Consider the following 15,692-nt stretch of genomic DNA (forward strand, 5'->3'; position numbering starts at 1 on the left):
CCCCATGCCCGCAGATTCAGCCGCCGTTCTCCCCTCGCCCGCACGGCCTACCGGCCGTTCCCGGCCCAACATCCACGACCATCCGGTCTATCGCGCCCTGCCGTCGGACGCCCAACAGCGTCTGATCGCCGAGGGGGTGGAGCTCGACCTGTCAGGCGATGCACAGACCCCGCTGGACAGGGACCACCTCTGGTTCATTCTGTCGGGGGTTCTGGGCGTCTTTCCCGCCGCCAGCGACGTCTGCGTGGCGCCGATCGTCTCCGGCTCCGTCTACGGCTGGGATCACGCCCTGGGCTCCAGCGGCAGCGGCGCCGACGTGCGCCCGCTTTTGGATGTTCGGCTGTTTCGCGTTCCAGCCGCCGCCGTCCGCGAAGCGCTGGGCTACGACTGGCTGTCGCGTTTCATCGCTCTTCAGGCGGTTCAGCGTTTGACGTTTCTGGAACAGGAAGCCGCCTGCAATGCTTCGCACCGCGTGTCGGAGCGTCTGGCGAAATGGCTGCTTCGCCTGCACCACGGCGGCAACGGCGCGTCGCTTCGCCTGACGCAGGCCCAGTTGGCCGCCATGCTCGGCGTCCAAAGAACGAGCATCAACGCCGCCGCCAGCAACCTGCAGACTATGGGCGCTGTGCGCTTCAGCCGCGGCAAGGCGTCTATCCTGGACGCCGACAGCCTCTCAGATTTTTCGTGCCGCTGCGGCGCGCCCCCCGCGACGGATCACATAGGGGAGCCGAAGCTGCGCTCTGGCGTTGCCTAGACCCAAACTCAGCCAGAGCTGCAGAGATGCTGACGAGTGCGCCCCAGCCGCCGTCTTCCGACGGACTGATCTGGTCCAGCAACGAGACTCCGGGCCTCACGCGTCGCCGGAGCGGGCGAGGTTTCTGCTACCGTGACGCCAAAGGCCGCCTGGTCCGCGATCAGGGCATCCTCATGCGCATCCACGCCCTGGCCATTCCGCCTGCGTGGCGGGACGTCTGGATCTGTCCTGACCCGAACGGCCATATCCAGGCGACGGGACGCGATGCGCGCGGCCGCAAGCAGTATCGCTATCACGCCGAATGGACGGCTCAGGCCGCCTCGCACAAGTTCGCCCGCCTGCCTGATTTCGCTCGCCGCCTGCCGCGGCTGCACGCGCGGGTGGAGAACGATCTATCGCGCCGGGGGCCCTGCAAGGAGAAGGTCGTGGCGTCGGCCGTCCGTCTGCTGGAGATCACCCTGATCCGCGTCGGCAACGCCGCCTATGCCCGCCAGAACCGCAGTTTCGGCCTGACGACCTTGCGCAAACGCCACCTGGAAGTCGACGGTTCGGCCCTGATCTTCGAGTTCCGGGGCAAGAGCGGCAAGGAACACTGCGTCAAGGTCAGCGACCGGCGTCTGGCGCGTGTCATGCGCGGGTTGGAAGGCCTGCCTGGCCAGCACCTCTTCAAATACCGCGACGCCGAAGGCGTTCTGAAGCCGATCAGTTCAGACGACGTGAACGCCTATATCCGCGAGGCCATGGGCGATCAGTTCTCCGCCAAGGACTTCCGGACCTGGGCGGCCACCGTTTCCGCCGCCCGCGCCTTCTGCGAGATGGCCCTCCCCACGTCCCAGACCGAAGCCCGGCGCAACGTCTCAGCCTGCATGAGAACGATCGCGGGCCTGCTTGGCAATACGCCGACGGTCTGCCGGGGTTCCTATGTGCATCCGCGCGTGATTGAACTTTATGAAACCGGAAGCATCACAACCTTACTGCCTGGTCCAGACGCTCAGGGTTTCGATTCGAGCCTGGCGCGATTGCTGGGCGGCCCCGCCTAGATCCAGGCTTCGAGAACTTCGTCGCATTCCGCCGTCTCGATCTGCTGGCCGAAACGGTCGTGATAAAGACCCAGCAAGGCGTCATGCGACTGGTCTGAGGAACTGCACAGAGCGTCCGACACCACCACCACGCGAAAACCCAGATCCACGGCGCCCAGAACGGTCGCCAGCACGCACATGTCGGTCTCGGCGCCCGTCACCACCAAGGTGTCGACCTGGCTCGCCATCAGAGCCGACGCCAGACCCGTGTCGACCCAGGGAGAATAGTGCGCCTTGTCCAGCACCTGTCCGGGCGGAGCGAATGCCTGCAACTCGGGCAGAAGCTCCACCCGTTCCTCCCCCAGATTTTCAAGCTTCATCGAGGCCCATCGCCGCCAATACCGACGCCAGGCTCCCCGCCCCTCATCGGCCGAGCGGGCGGGGATGAACCGGGTGAAACAGGTACGCTCGGCCTTGCGCTCGCACAGATGCACGATCACAGGCAGGACGCGCGGCATCCAGGGCGTGCGCCACGGCGTGTCCTCCGCGAACAGTCTTTGCATGTCCACGCACAGATGGACGGCGTTTGCCGGTATGGGGCCAAAGTGGATGCCGGAAGCCATAGGCAGCCAAAGCTCATGCTCGCAGAGGGTTCCCTTGACGGGCTCGAACATAGGGCGAACAGGCGCCCCCAGCCTCGCTCTTCGCCCAGCCTGTGCGATGAGTCCAGCATAGGTTATTGTACGCTTCGCCCCCGCCTGTAGGCAGGGCGTTCCCGAGGCTCGCCAAGGTTCGCAGATTGATGAAATCGCCACGTCGCCCGTCTACGGGCTCAAAAATGGAAGCCTGGGCGACGCTGGGGCTGGCCCTTGTTCTCGCCTTCTTTTTCGCCACCGGCGTCGTCGCCTGGCGCAACGTGGAAGTCTTGCGGGCCAACAACCAACAGATCATCCATACACACCGGGTGATCGTCGCGGTCGATGAAGTACTGTCCGCCGCTCAGGATGCGGAGACGGGGCAACGTGGCTATCTGCTGACGGGCGACCTTCAGTATCTGCAGCCCTATGAAGCCGCGAGCCGGGACTTGGCTCGACGTCTGGACGAGGTCGGCGATCTGACGAAGGACAGCCCGACCCAGCAAGCTCATCTGCGCCAACTGCGACGCCACATCGACGCCAAGATGGCTGAATTGGGAGCCACCCTTCAGACGCGCCGCACCGAGGGGATGCAAGCCGCCCTGGCGCGCATGGCGACGGATCAGGGCAAGCGTGAGATGGATGCGGTCCGCGCCCAGATCACGCTCCTGCGCCAGGAAGAGCAGCGGGTGCGCCAACTGCGCCTGAACGAAATGGACGCCGCCTATCGGACGGCGCTGATCAGCGGCGTGCTTTCCGGCCTGCTGGGAGCGGCGCTGACGCTTGTCGTCTTCACTCTGATCCGCCGCAGCGCGCAAGCGCGCGCCCGCCAGGAATGGCTGCACGAAGGGCAGGTCGGCCTGGCCGCCGCCATGATGGGAGATCAGTCCCTGGAACAACTCGCGGACAGCATCCTCGCCTATCTGGGGCGTTATGCCGGCGTGCAGGCCGGCGCGCTGTTCAAGGGCGAAGGCGGCCTCTACCGGCGCGTCGCCGCCCTCGGCGTACCGTCTGACGCTCCCATCGCAGAGCGCTTCGGTCTGCGTGAGGGGCTGCTCGGTCAGGTGGCGGCTGAAGGTCAGGTTCTGACCCTGTCCGACGTGCCCGAAGGCTATCTGACGATCGGTTCGGCTCTGGGCCGCGACAAGCCTCGGCACCTGGTGCTCGCCCCAGCGCGAGCGGACGGAGCCGTCAATGCGGTTCTGGAACTCGGCTTCCTTCACGCGCCTGACGAACGGCTCATGGCGCTGCTCGAAGAGGCGGGCCCCGCCATAGGCACGGCTTTGCGATCCGCTCGCTACCGCGCCCAGTTGCAGAACATGCTGGAGGAAACCCAACGCCAGGCCGAAGAACTTCAGGTCCAGAGCGAAGAGCTTCGCGTCTCCAATGAAGAGCTGGAGGAGCAGGGCCGCGCGCTGAAGGAGTCCCAGACGCGTCTCGAGCAGCAACAGGCGGAGCTGGAGCAGACCAACAGCCAGTTGGAGGAGCAGGCCCAACTTCTGGAGACTCAGCGCGACGATCTGGAGCGCGGCGCCTCAGCTTTGACGCTGAAGGCGCGCGAACTGGAACAGGCCAGCCAGTACAAATCCGATTTCCTGGCCAACATGTCCCATGAGTTGCGCACCCCGCTCAACTCGCTGCTGATCCTGTCCAAGCTGCTGGCGGACAACCCGGAAGGGACGCTGTCTGAGGACCAGGTCAACTACGCTCGCACCATTCAGTCGTCCGGCAATGACCTGCTGGCCCTGATCAACGACATCCTCGACCTATCCAAGATTGAAGCCGGTCACATCCAGGCGCGTCCCGAAGCGGTTTCGATGCAGCGGTTGACCGAAGACGTGCGCCAACTCTTCCAGCCGGTGGCGGACGATCGCGGCCTGGCTTTCGACATCGAGTTGGACGCCGGAGCCGATCTGATGGAGACAGACCGTCAACGGCTGGAGCAGATCCTCAAGAACCTGCTGTCGAACGCCTTCAAGTTTACGGAAAGCGGCAAGGTAAAGCTGAGCATATCGGCCCAGCCCGGCGACAGGATCGCCTTCGCCGTGTCGGATACCGGCATCGGCATATCGCCCGAGCAGCAGAAGGGCGTTTTCGATGCCTTTCAGCAGGCTGACGGAACGATCAGCCGCAGATACGGCGGCACAGGCCTGGGCCTGTCGATCTCGCGCGAACTGGCGCGTCTGCTTGGCGGGCGGATCAGGCTGGAAAGCAGACTGGGCGAAGGCAGCGTCTTTACCCTTTCTCTGCCGCGCACCTATGACGCGGCGCAGGTCGCCTCTCGCGAAACGCCCGCCCCTGCCCTGGAAACTTCGTCCCCATCGGACGCAACTCCTGAGCGCCGCCTGTCTCATGTGCCGGCAAGCATAGAGGACGACCGCGATCATCTGGCCGGGACGCGCCGCCTGCTGCTGGTGGTGGAGGATGACGACCGCTTCGCCGCCATCGTCCGCGACCTGTCCCGCGAGCTGGGCTTCCAGTGCATTGTAGCGGGTACGGCGGAGGAGGCCCTCAAACTGGCCAAGCGCCATCGCCCCAGCGCGGTCGTGCTGGACGTGGGCCTGCCCGACCAGTCGGGCCTGACCGTACTGGATGTGCTGAAGCGCGACGACGACACCCGTCACATTCCGATCCACGTCGTCTCGGCCGAGGATCACAGCCAGACCGCCCTGTCGCTGGGCGCCATCGGCTATCTGGTCAAGCCGGTGAAGCGCGAAGATCTCGCCGAGGTTCTGCGCACCCTGGAGGACAAGCTGACCCGCACCGTGCGTCGCGTGCTCATCGTCGAGGACGACGTGGTCCAGCGCGACGCTGTGAGCCGCCTGCTGGCCTCAGGCGATGTGGAGACCGTAGGCGTAGGCACCGCCGCCGAGTGCCTGGAACAACTCAGAAGCCAGACCTTCGACTGCATGGTGCTGGACCTGACCTTGCCGGACGCGTCGGGCTTTTCCCTGCTCGAGACCCTCAGCCGCGAAGGCGGCCACGGCTTCCCGCCGGTGATCGTCTATACAGGACGCGATCTATCGCCCGATCACGAGCAGCAGCTGCGCCGCTATTCCAGCTCCATCATCATCAAGGGCGCAAAGTCGCCGGAACGCCTGCTCGACGAAGTGTCCCTCTTCCTGCACCAGGTGGTGTCGGAGCTGCCGCCCGAGCAGCAGAAGATGATCCGCAAAGCCCGCAACCGCGACGCCGTGCTGGAGGGGCGTCGGATTCTGATCGTCGAGGACGACGTCCGCAACGTCTACTCCCTGACCAACGTCCTAGAACCGCGCGGCGCCATGATCGAGATCGCCCGCAACGGCAAGGAGGCGCTTGAGGCCCTGGAGCGATCCTCGACCGACCCGTCGAAGGCCGTCGACCTGGTGCTGATGGACGTGATGATGCCGGTCATGGACGGTCTGGCGGCCACGCGCGAGCTGAGAAAGGATCCACGCTGGAAGACGCTGCCGGTGCTGATGCTGACCGCCAAGGCCATGCCGGACGACCAGGAACGCTGCATGGCGGCCGGGGCGAACGACTACATGGCTAAACCGTTGGACGTGGACAAGCTGCTGTCCCTGGTCCGCGTCTGGATGCCCCGCTGAGTTCCGCCATGACGAACGAGATCGAGGACATCGAGATCGGGCTTCTGCTGGAGGCGCTGTTTCAACGCTACCACTATGACTTTCGCCATTATGCGCGGGCGTCGATCAAGCGCCGCCTGCTTCAGGCGCGCAGCCATTTCGGCCTGCCGAGCCTGACGGCCCTGCAGGAACGCGTGCTGCACGACCCCGAAATGTTGCCGCGTCTGCTCGCCTTCCTGACCGTTCAGGTCAGCGAGATGTTCCGTGACCCCGACTATTTCCGCGCCCTGCGCGAGCAGGTTTTGCCCCACCTGCGCACCTATCCTTCGCTCAAGGTCTGGATCGCGGGCTGCAGCGCTGGTGAGGAACTCTACTCCATGGCCATCCTTTTCCGCGAGGAAGGCCTGTTTGACCGCACCCTCTTCTACGCCACCGATATCAATCCTGACGCCCTGCGCGCCGCCGAAGCCGGGATCTATCCCCTCGATCGCATACGCAAGTTCACAGAGAACCATCAGAAGTCCGGCGGGCGATCGTCGCTGTCCGACTATTATACGGCGGACTACGGCCGGGCTGTCTTCGACAAGTCGCTGCGCGCCAATGTCGTCTTTTCGGACCACAGCCTGGTTACGGACGCCGTCTTCGCGGAGGTGCAGCTCATCTCCTGCCGCAACGTCATGATCTATTTCGACCGGGGGCTTCAGGATCGCGCGGTGGGCCTGTTCCAGGATTCCCTGGCGCGCAACGGCTTTCTGGGCATCGGATCAAAGGAGAACCTGCGCTTCTCGCGCCATGCGGCCGCCTTTTCGGAGTTCGTCCCGGCGGAGAAGATCTACAGGAAACGCGAACCGTGAGTCCCTCCCCGGACCAAGCCGTGGCGATCGGCGCCTCCGCCGGAGGCGTGCAGGCGCTGCTCACTCTTCTGCCGACGCTGCCGGCGGACTTTCCCTGGCCGATCTTCATCGTCCTGCACGTCCCGGCCGATCGCGGCAACGTGCTGGCCCCTCTGTTCGAGGCCAAATGCCGGCTTGAGGTCAAGGAGGCCGAAGACAAGGAGACCGCCCGTCCCGGCGTGATCTATTTCGCCCCTTCGGACTACCATCTGCTGGTCGAGAGCAACGGCGATCTGGCCCTGTCTTCCGACGAAGCTGTCAACTACTCCCGCCCCTCCATCGACGTGCTGTTCGAGAGCGCGGCGGACGCCTACGGCGCCGGCCTCACCGGCGTGATCCTGACCGGCGCCAACGAGGACGGCGCCGCAGGACTGAGCGCCGTCGCCGCTGCGGGCGGAATTGCCCTGGTGGAGGAGCCCGCCGCCGCCTACGCCCAGGCCATGCCCCAGGCCGCCCGCAACGCCTGCGACGCAGCCCTCGCCCTGCCGCTCGAACGCATCGCCGAACATCTGAAAGGTCTCGGAAAAGCATGATCAGCCCCGAACAGCCGATCCATCTTCTGCTGGTCGACGACCTTGAAGAGAACCTGCTCGCGCTGGAGGCGCTGCTGAAGCGCGAGGGCGTGGTCTGCCTGAAGGCCCGCTCGGGCGATGAGGCTCTGGAATTGCTGCTGGTTCACGACGTGGCCCTGGCGCTGGTGGACGTGCAGATGCCCGGCATGGACGGATTCCAGCTGGCCGAGTTCATGCGCGGCAATGTGAACGCGCGCCACGTCCCCATCATCTTCGTCACGGCGGGAAGCGCGGACCTGCAACGTCGCTTCAGGGGCTACGAGGCCGGCGCGGTGGACTTCATCCAGAAGCCGGTCGAAACGGACATCCTGCGCAGCAAGGCGAAGGTCTTCATCGACCTCTATCGCCAGCGGATGGAAATCCTCTCCCAGCGCAACGAACTGGAAGCCTCCGCCAACGCCCTGCGCGCTGCCGATCGGCGCAAGAACGACTTCATCGCCATGCTGGGCCATGAGTTGCGTAATCCGATCATGGCTCTGCGGGCCGGTCTTCAACTGCTGGAGCGTCAGTCTGACGAGCGGATGAAAGCCGGCATCCACGCGCGCATGGAGGTTCAGGCCCACCACCTCTCACGCCTGATCGAAGATCTGCTGGATGTCGCCCGGATCGACCAAGGCAAGATCTCTCTCAAGCGCGAGCGCGTCAGCCTGCAGAGCGTCATCGAGTCCGCTGTCGACACGAGTCGCCCCAAGATCGAGGCCGGGGCGCATGACCTCACGGTCGCCCTGCCTGCCCAGCCCCTGTGGTTGAAAGGGGACTTCACGCGGCTCTCGCAGGTGGTCAGCAACCTGCTCACCAACGCCGCCAAATACACGCCGCCTGAAGGTCAGATCCGCGTCTCGGCCGACGTCGATCAGGACCACGTGCGAATCGACATCGCCGACAATGGCGTGGGCGTGGCGCATGACATGCAAGGTCGCATCTTCGATCTGTTCACCCAATCCAAAGGCCCCGACGATCGTTCGCGCGAGGGCCTCGGCATCGGCCTGGCGCTGGTTAAACAGTTGGTCGAGATGCACGACGGCGCGATAGAACTGGCCAGCGAAGGCCCCGGTCAAGGCAGTTGCTTCACGGTGCGCCTGCCCATCGCCGCGTGATGTTCAGGGCGGCGTCGCGCCCGGCTTTCCGTCCCTGAACCGCCATTTCATGAACAAAACGCCTGACGCCATGAACAAGGCGCAGGCGTTGGCGAACGCTACCGGCCAAGCCGAGACCATGACGCCATAGATCGTCCACAGAATGAAACAACTGACGGTCAGCGAATAGGTCTTCAGACTGACCGCCGATGCATCACGCTCCCCGCCAGATCTTATAGCCCTGAGGCGCAAAACTGGTGATTGAGCAGAGCGCCGCAGCCGAGCCTATTAAGTTTGCGACATCTTCAGCCATGATCAGCCAACGTGACGCCTGCAGGGCTGTTCCAAGGGGCTCCCGCCCTTTCAAAGCAAGCATCGTCGAATGACGCCGAACTGTCCGAGCCCGCTGGATGACGTCGACAGAGGCTGAAGCCTGACCGAGAGTCGTGCATCATCCGCCCCGACGCGAAAAGGAACATCCCCTTTCCCTTCGTCTTCTCTCCAGACGCCAGAAGGAGAAGACCATGATCAAGCCCCCCTGCGACAAGGGCGCCCCCCAAGGTGGAACAGCCAGGCGCGGCTGACCGAACAGAGGTCGAGAAGGCGCGTGCTTAGCTCTGACCTCAGTCCTCTTCACCGTTCTCGGCGTCGAAATCGTCAAAGAGCGTCCGCGAATAGGCGCCGTTGCGCCTTCTCAGCGGCTGGCCCGATCCGATTTCACGCTGAGGTTCCGACCGCTTCCCAAAACTTATCGTGTAGCGGGGCCGCAGGAACAGGCTCAGCGCCTGTTGATTGGCTCTATTCAACCAACAGGAGATCATAATGACCGACGTCCAACCCAATGACCCCAACCGTGATCAAGCCGACGCTCCCGATCTGAAGGGCGAAGAAGTCGAGGCTGGTCGTCAGGCCCGGAAGACGGGAACCAATCAAGACCCCCTAGCGAACAATAATCCAGCCGACAGAAACGCAACGCCTTCAACAGGCGGCGATGGAGCCGCCGGAGCCGGCGGCCCCAAGGGCTTCGGCACGGGCACGTAGGCAGCTCGGCGGGGGAACCCCTTCCCTGCCGCCCGGCTGAAACAACCGACCCTGTCGACTCCATTAGGAGGAAGGACCAGACCGTAGTCATAAGCATGCGGATCGCGGGCCCAGAGTAGCCATCCGGTGAGGACCGCGGCGAGCTAAAGCGGCTGCAGGATCTCGTCGGTCTCGATTTGCTTGAGGGCCTGGGCCAGCGTCTTGCCACGGTAAAGGCGAATCCAGGATCCGGTATGGCGACGCCATTGGATGTCGAAACGGTCGGGACCAGTCCAATCCAGACGGACGAAGGCGGCATCGAACTCTGCTCCCAGACTGTCGCTTGAGCCAGAGCGATATCGCTGGATGAAGCGATAGCGGGCACCGTGCCATTTGCCCTGGATATCGACCGGGTAGTTAAACTCGGTGGGGCGCACGACGCGAAGAAATCTCGGCTTCAGTACGTCGTCAATGAACTGTTGGCAGGCTGCGGTGATGAGCGCCTTTTCTTGCGGAAGGGGACCGTCCATCAGACCGCTGCCGTGACCAGGCTGACGCCCTTGGGACGCCAGTTCCACGGCAACAGCTCATCGAGGCGACTGGCCGGCAGATCGTTGATGCGGGCCAGGACGTCGGCGAACCAGGCCTGGGGGTCGACGTCGTTGAGCTTGCAGCTGACGATGAAGCTGTACATGGCCGCGGCCCGTTGCCCGCCCCGGTCCGAGCCGCAGAACAGCCAGGCCTTACGACCCAGAGCGACGCCCCTGAGGGCGCGTTCGGCGGCGTTGTTCGACAGGCAGACCCGGCCGTCCTCGAGGAAACGCGTGAAGGAGGGCCAGCGCCGCGTGAGATAGTTGACGGCCTTGACGATGTCGTGGTCGCGGGTGAGCTGGGCGCGCGTCTCCTGCAGCCAGACTTCGAGCTCGGCGATAATCGGCGCGCTCTTCGCCTGGCGGACAGCCAGACGTTCCAGCGGCGACTTGCCGTTGATCTCGCGTTCGATGGCGAACAGGGCGTCAATCAAACGCACCGCTTCCAGGGCCTTGGGATAGACGGCCTGGGGCTTCTCGCCGCGCGCCTTTTTACGCGCGGCGGCCTCGAGATCGGCCAGAATGAAGAACTTTCGTCGGGCGTGCGCCCAACAGCCCGCCTCCAGGATAGGGCCGGGCGGCCGCCCCTGCTTGTAGAGCTCGTTGTAGCCGCCATAGGCGTCGGCCTGCAGCACGCCGCTCCAGTTCTTGAGGTGGCCCTGGGGGTGAAGGCCTTTGCGGTCGCGCGAATAGTAGAAAAGCGCGATCCGCGGCCCCGTCCCGCCAAACGGCGCGTCGTCCAGCACATAGGTCCAGAGCCGACCGATGTCGGTCTTGCCCTTGGCCAGAATCGGCACGGTCGTGTCGTCGGCATGCAACCGCTCGGCGGCGAAGCCATGGATCTCGAGGCGGTGGAACAGCGGCGCCATCAATGCGGTGACGCCGCCGACCTGATCGGCCAGGGTGGACAGGCTCAGCGGCACGCCTTCGCGGGCGTAGCGCTCGGCCTGGCGGTTCAGCGGCTGATGCTGGCCGAACTTCTCGAACATGATCATGGCCAGAAGGTTCGGTCCGGCCCAACCCCGCGGCAGGACATGGAAGGGCGCCGGGGCCTGGGCCATGGTCTCGCAGTCGCGGCAGGAAAACTTCTCCCGCACGGTCTGGATCACCTTCCACTGGCGCGGGATCACTTCCAGCGTCTCGGTCACGTCCTCGCCCAGCTTCGACAGGCGCGACCCGCCGCAGCAGGCGCAGGCCGTGGGCGCCTCGATCACGACCCGCTCGCGCGGCAGGTGTTCCGGGAAGGGTTGGCGGGAAGGCTTCTTGCGCTCGAACCCCTTCACCGTCGTGGTCGCGCGGGCGACGGCTTTCTCGGCCGCCAGTTCGTCCTCGGTCGCCGAGGCTTCCAGTTCCTCCAGCTGCAGCTCGAGCTGGTCCAGCAGCCGGCTGCTGCGCTCTGACGTGACGCCGAAGCGTTCACGCTTCAGCTTGGCGATCTGCAGTTGCAGGTGGGCGATCAGCGCCTGGTCCTCGGCGCGGTCGGCCTTGGCGGCCGCCGCCTCGGCGACGGCCAGGGCGGCTTTCTCTTCCGCTCGGGTCGCTTTCTCTTCCGCTCGGACAGCCCCTGCCTCAGCCTGGTCGGCCCGCAGCTCGGCCGCCGCCAGCGCCCTTTTCAGCGCTGCGACGTCGTCCGGAACGGGGGCGGCCATGACTTCCATGGCGAGAATTGAATCATAATTTGCGTCGCTTGTGGCGCCCCAAAATGCAGTCTCGCCAATCTTTTTTCACTCAGCCGGCGCTCGTCGGACGCCAGCTATGCTGGGGATTTCGCCAGTCGATCCCTTCGAGCAAATAGCCGAGCTGGCCCATCGTCAGCGACACGGCCCCGCCCTCGGTCGCCGGCCAGATGAAACGCCCTCGCTCCAGCCGCTTGGCGTAGAGCGACAGGCCGATGCCGTCGTGCCAGACGATCTTCACCAGGCCACCGCCACGCCCCCTGAAGACGTAGAGATCTCCGCCATGAGGATCGCGCTTGAGGTGCTCCTGAACGAGCAAGGTCAGGCCCTGCATGCCTTTGCGCATGTCCGTATGGCCGGTGGCGAGCCATACCCGCACGCCAGATCGCATCGGGATCATCGCAGGGCCCGCAGCACCACGTCGACCAGGACCGGCGACGCCGTTCCGCTGATGCTCACCCGCGCCGAAGCCAGCTCGACCTGGATCACCGCTCCCCCGCCGGCGTCGGTCACCACGGACTCCTCGGCGATGACCGCCTCGACGAAGCCTGGGATCATCGATGCCCGCGCCTTGGCGCGCCAAGTGTAGATCAGCCCGCTCGAGACATCATGTCGGCGCGCTGCATCGACGACATTGCCGCCTGGCCCGAAAGCCTCCTCCAGGATCTGGCGCTTATCCTCATCCGTCCAGCGACGTCGCCGCTCCGGACCTGTCAGGAGGGTGATCTGGCTCATCCGCTCTCACGCCTGCTCTTATGACCGGTCTTAAGACCGCACTTAAGAGTCCAGGATCGCCGATGGGCTCAGCCGAACAAGGCGGCCTTCACCGGAGGGGTACGGCCCAGAGAGCGAGCCCGTATTCTCATTGTTTGAGGCGCAGACAGCAGAAAGCCCCGAGGCGTATGCCATCGGGGCTTTTTAATCTTGGGTGCGGGAGCAGGATTTGAACCTGCGACCTTCAGGTTATGAGCCTGACGAGCTACCGGGCTGCTCCATCCCGCGGCAAGGCGGTGAGTAAAGGAAGAAGGTTCGAGAAGTCATTCATGTGTGTCGGGTAGACCCGGCGGCGACCTACTCTCCCGCGCCTTAAGACGAAGTACCATCGGCTCTGGAGGTCTTAACGACCGAGTTCGGAATGGGATCGGGTGGGGAACCTCCGACAGAGCCACCAGGTCAACCCGACACACATGAATGAGAAGATATTGTCTATGATTTCGACATAGTAAGATCGAATGAGTTTTGCTGAGAAACGATCAAGCCGATCGGATTATTAGTACCAGTAAGCTTCACACGTCACCGCGCTTCCACACCTGGCCTATCAACGTGGTAGTCTTCCACGATCCTCAGCGAAGCCTTGTTTTGAGGTTAGTTTCCCGCTTAGATGCTTTCAGCGGTTATCTATTCCATACTTAGCTACCCTGCTGCACGGCTGGCGCCATGACAGGTCCACCAGAGGTATGTCCATCCCGGTCCTCTCGTACTAGGGACAGATCCTCTCAAGCTTCGAACACCCACGGCAGATAGGGACCAAACTGTCTCACGACGTTCTGAACCCAGCTCACGTACCACTTTAAATGGCGAACAGCCATACCCTTGGGACCTGCTCCAGCCCCAGGATGTGATGAGCCGACATCGAGGTGCCAAACTTTGCCGTCGATATGGACTCTTGGGCAAAATCAGCCTGTTATCCCTAGAGTACCTTTTATCCGTTGAGCGATGGCCCTTCCACGCGGGACCACCGGATCACTATGGCCGACTTTCGTCTCTGCTCGACTTGTCAGTCTCGCAGTCAGGCTAGCTTATGCCATTGCACTCGACGACCGATTTCCGACCGGTCTGAGCTAACCATCGCGCGCCTCCGTTACACTTTGGGAGGCGACCGCCCCAGTCAAACTACCCACCACGCCATGTCCCGGGACCGGATAACGGCCCTCGGTTAGACGTCAACGACAGTAAGGGTGGTATTTCAAGGATGGCTCCACCAGAGCTGGCGCCCCGGCTTCATAGCCTCCCACCTATCCTACACATACGGTCGCTAACGCCAAGGCGAAGCTATAGTAAAGGTTCATAGGGTCTTTCCGTCTGACCGCGGGAACCCCGCATCTTCACGGGGAATTCAATTTCACTGAGCCTGTGCTGGAGACAGTGGGGAAGTCGTTACGCCATTCGTGCAGGTCGGAACTTACCCGACAAGGAATTTCGCTACCTTAGGACCGTTATAGTTACGGCCGCCGTTTACCTGGGCTTCAGTTCGGAGCTTTCACTCCTCCCTTTAACCTTCAGGCACCGGGCAGGCGTCAGACCCTATACGTCGCATTGATGCTTCGCAGAGCCCTATGTTTTTGCTAAACAGTCGCTACCCCCTGGCTTGTGCCACTCAGTCCTGGTTGCCCAGGGTGAGTCACGCTTATTCCGAAGTTACGCGTGCAATTTGCCGAGTTCCTTCAGCACAGTTCTCTCAAGCGCCTTGGTATACTCTACCTGACCACCTGTGTCGGTTTCGGGTACGGTCTCTGCTGGAGTTATTTCCAGGGACAACGCCACCGCCGGGAACAATCCAATAAGCCCCGACGACTTATGCCATCCGTCACTTCCAGCTGGTGCAGGAATATTTACCTGCTTCCCATCGACTACGCTTTTCAGCCTCGCCTTAGGGGCCGACTAACCCTGCGCAGATTAGCTTTACGCAGGAACCCTTGGTCTTTCGGCGACAGTGTTTCTCACACTGTTTATCGTTACTCATGTCAGCATTCTCACTTCCGATACCTCCAGCCAACCTCACAGTTGACCTTCACAGGCTTACGGAACGCTCCGCTACCGCTTGCAGTAAACTGCAAACCCATATCTTCGGCGCATGGCTTTAGCCCCGTTACATTTTCCGCGCAGGATCGCTTGATCAGTGAGCTGTTACGCTTTCTTTAAAGGATGGCTGCTTCTAAGCCAACCTCCTGATTGTCAAAGCAATCCCACATCGTTTCCCACTTAGCCATGACTTGGGGGCCTTAGATGATGGTTAGGGTTGTTTCCCTTTTCACGACGGACGTTAGCACCCGCCGTGTGTCTGCCCGATAGTACTCCTGGGTATTCGGAGTTTGGTTAGTATTGGTACCGCTCGCGCAGCCCGCAACCATCCAGTGCTCTACCCCCCAGGGTATTCGTCGGACGCTCTACCTAAATAGATTTCGCGGAGAACCAGCTATGTCCAGGTTTGATTGGCCTTTCACCCCTATCCACAAGTCATCCCAGAATTTTTCAACATTCACGGGTTCGGACCTCCAGTAAGTGTTACCTTACCTTCATCCTGCTCATGGATAGATCACCTGGTTTCGGGTCGTCATACGTCGAACTTAGCGCCCTATTCAGACTCGCTTTCGCTGCGCCTACACCTAACGGCTTAAGCTTGCTCGACACATGAAGTCGCTGACCCATTATACAAAAGGTACGCCGTCACCCCGCTTGGGGGCTCCGACTGCTTGTAGGCTTCCGATTTCAGGATCTGTTTCACTCCCCTTGTCGGGGTGCTTTTCACCTTTCCCTCACGGTACTTGTTCACTATCGGTCGTAGAGGAGTACTTAGGCTTGGAGGGTGGTCCCCCCATGTTCAGACAGGATTTCACGTGTCCCGCCCTACTCGAGTCTCTTGCTGTTTGACGTCTACGGGGCTGTCACCCGCTATGGCCGGACTTTCCATTCCGTTCGACTTTATTTCACAAGAGCACTGGCCTGGTCCCGGTTCGCTCGCCACTACTACGGGAGTCTCGGTTGATGTCCTTTCCTCCGGGTACTGAGATGTTTCAGTTCCCCGGGTTCGCTCAATGAACCCTATGTATTCAGGTCATTGTACCTTTAAGCGATCATCCAATCGCTGCTCCGAAAAGCAGAGTTGGAAGA

The 15,692-nt window shown here is 62.7% G+C and carries 12 protein-coding genes, 1 tRNA gene, 2 rRNA genes and 1 pseudogene (1 of these 16 cut by a window edge); 7 read left to right on the forward strand and 9 right to left on the reverse strand.

What is annotated here, in order from left to right:
* The first annotated feature begins 4 nt into the window (after positions 1-4).
* Both FGL25_RS14670 and FGL25_RS14675 read left to right on the forward strand, forming a co-directional pair.
* On the forward strand, positions 5-754 hold the full coding sequence (locus tag FGL25_RS14670) for a Crp/Fnr family transcriptional regulator (protein ID WP_003164257.1): 750 nt from the start codon (positions 5-7) through the stop codon (positions 752-754).
* Between the two features lie 26 nt (positions 755-780).
* Positions 781-1,794 carry a DNA topoisomerase IB gene (locus tag FGL25_RS14675; RefSeq protein ID WP_003164256.1) on the forward strand — a complete coding sequence of 338 codons (1,014 nt, stop codon included), beginning with the start codon at positions 781-783 and terminating at the stop codon, positions 1,792-1,794.
* On the opposite strand, the gene FGL25_RS14680 is transcribed toward FGL25_RS14675, so the two are convergent.
* Complete coding sequence (locus FGL25_RS14680; protein WP_040346514.1) at positions 1,791-2,396, reverse strand: cysteine hydrolase family protein; 606 nt, start codon at positions 2,394-2,396, stop codon at positions 1,791-1,793. The genes FGL25_RS14675 and FGL25_RS14680 overlap by 4 nt on opposite strands.
* Positions 2,397-2,611: 215 nt before the next feature.
* Between FGL25_RS14680 and FGL25_RS14685 the strand changes: the two genes are divergently transcribed.
* From FGL25_RS14685 to FGL25_RS14700, 4 genes are read left to right on the forward strand one after another with little or no spacing between them, the layout of a single operon-like run.
* On the forward strand, positions 2,612-5,995 hold the full coding sequence (locus FGL25_RS14685; protein WP_138142110.1) for a response regulator: 3,384 nt from the start codon (positions 2,612-2,614) through the stop codon (positions 5,993-5,995).
* 8 nt (positions 5,996-6,003) lie between these two features.
* Positions 6,004-6,828: a CheR family methyltransferase gene (locus FGL25_RS14690; protein WP_138142111.1), complete on the forward strand. Its 825-nt coding sequence runs from the start codon at positions 6,004-6,006 to the stop codon at positions 6,826-6,828.
* Positions 6,825-7,400, forward strand: coding sequence for a chemotaxis protein CheB (locus tag FGL25_RS14695; RefSeq protein ID WP_088410912.1), 576 nt, complete (start codon positions 6,825-6,827; stop codon positions 7,398-7,400). The genes FGL25_RS14690 and FGL25_RS14695 overlap by 4 nt, the downstream gene beginning before the upstream one ends.
* Positions 7,397-8,536: a hybrid sensor histidine kinase/response regulator gene (locus tag FGL25_RS14700; RefSeq protein ID WP_138142112.1), complete on the forward strand. Its 1,140-nt coding sequence runs from the start codon at positions 7,397-7,399 to the stop codon at positions 8,534-8,536. The genes FGL25_RS14695 and FGL25_RS14700 overlap by 4 nt, the downstream gene beginning before the upstream one ends.
* Positions 8,537-8,539: 3 nt before the next feature.
* Here the strand turns inward: FGL25_RS14700 and FGL25_RS17705 are convergent.
* Positions 8,540-8,828 (reverse strand): annotated as a pseudogene (locus tag FGL25_RS17705) (SemiSWEET family sugar transporter).
* Between the two features lie 509 nt (positions 8,829-9,337).
* Between FGL25_RS17705 and FGL25_RS14710 the strand changes: the two are divergent.
* Positions 9,338-9,556, forward strand: a complete 219-nt coding sequence (locus FGL25_RS14710) for a hypothetical protein (RefSeq protein ID WP_003164248.1) — start codon at positions 9,338-9,340, stop codon at positions 9,554-9,556.
* Positions 9,557-9,699: 143 nt separating this feature from the next.
* On the opposite strand, the gene FGL25_RS14715 is transcribed toward FGL25_RS14710, so the two are convergent.
* From FGL25_RS14715 to FGL25_RS14745, 7 genes are all read right to left on the reverse strand, one after another.
* Entirely contained in the window at positions 9,700-10,065 is a 366-nt protein-coding gene (locus tag FGL25_RS14715; RefSeq protein ID WP_114818814.1) for a DUF3024 domain-containing protein, read from the reverse strand.
* Complete coding sequence (gene tnpC / locus FGL25_RS14720; protein ID WP_114818816.1) at positions 10,065-11,774, reverse strand: IS66 family transposase; 1,710 nt, start codon at positions 11,772-11,774, stop codon at positions 10,065-10,067. The genes FGL25_RS14715 and tnpC overlap by 1 nt, the downstream gene beginning before the upstream one ends.
* A gap of 79 nt (positions 11,775-11,853) precedes the next feature.
* Complete coding sequence (gene tnpB / locus FGL25_RS14725; protein ID WP_197733858.1) at positions 11,854-12,180, reverse strand: IS66 family insertion sequence element accessory protein TnpB; 327 nt, start codon at positions 12,178-12,180, stop codon at positions 11,854-11,856.
* A 17-nt stretch (positions 12,181-12,197) separates the two neighbouring features.
* Positions 12,198-12,536, reverse strand: a complete 339-nt coding sequence (gene tnpA, locus FGL25_RS14730) for an IS66-like element accessory protein TnpA (protein WP_138141849.1) — start codon at positions 12,534-12,536, stop codon at positions 12,198-12,200.
* A gap of 190 nt (positions 12,537-12,726) precedes the next feature.
* Positions 12,727-12,803, reverse strand: a tRNA-Met gene (locus FGL25_RS14735).
* Positions 12,804-12,859: 56 nt separating this feature from the next.
* A 5S ribosomal RNA gene (gene rrf, locus FGL25_RS14740) occupies positions 12,860-12,974 on the reverse strand.
* A gap of 76 nt (positions 12,975-13,050) precedes the next feature.
* A 23S ribosomal RNA gene (locus FGL25_RS14745) occupies positions 13,051-15,692 on the reverse strand (it continues 139 nt past the right edge of the window).

This window comes from Brevundimonas vancanneytii (genome assembly GCF_901421975.1).
Taxonomy (GTDB): domain Bacteria; phylum Pseudomonadota; class Alphaproteobacteria; order Caulobacterales; family Caulobacteraceae; genus Brevundimonas; species Brevundimonas diminuta.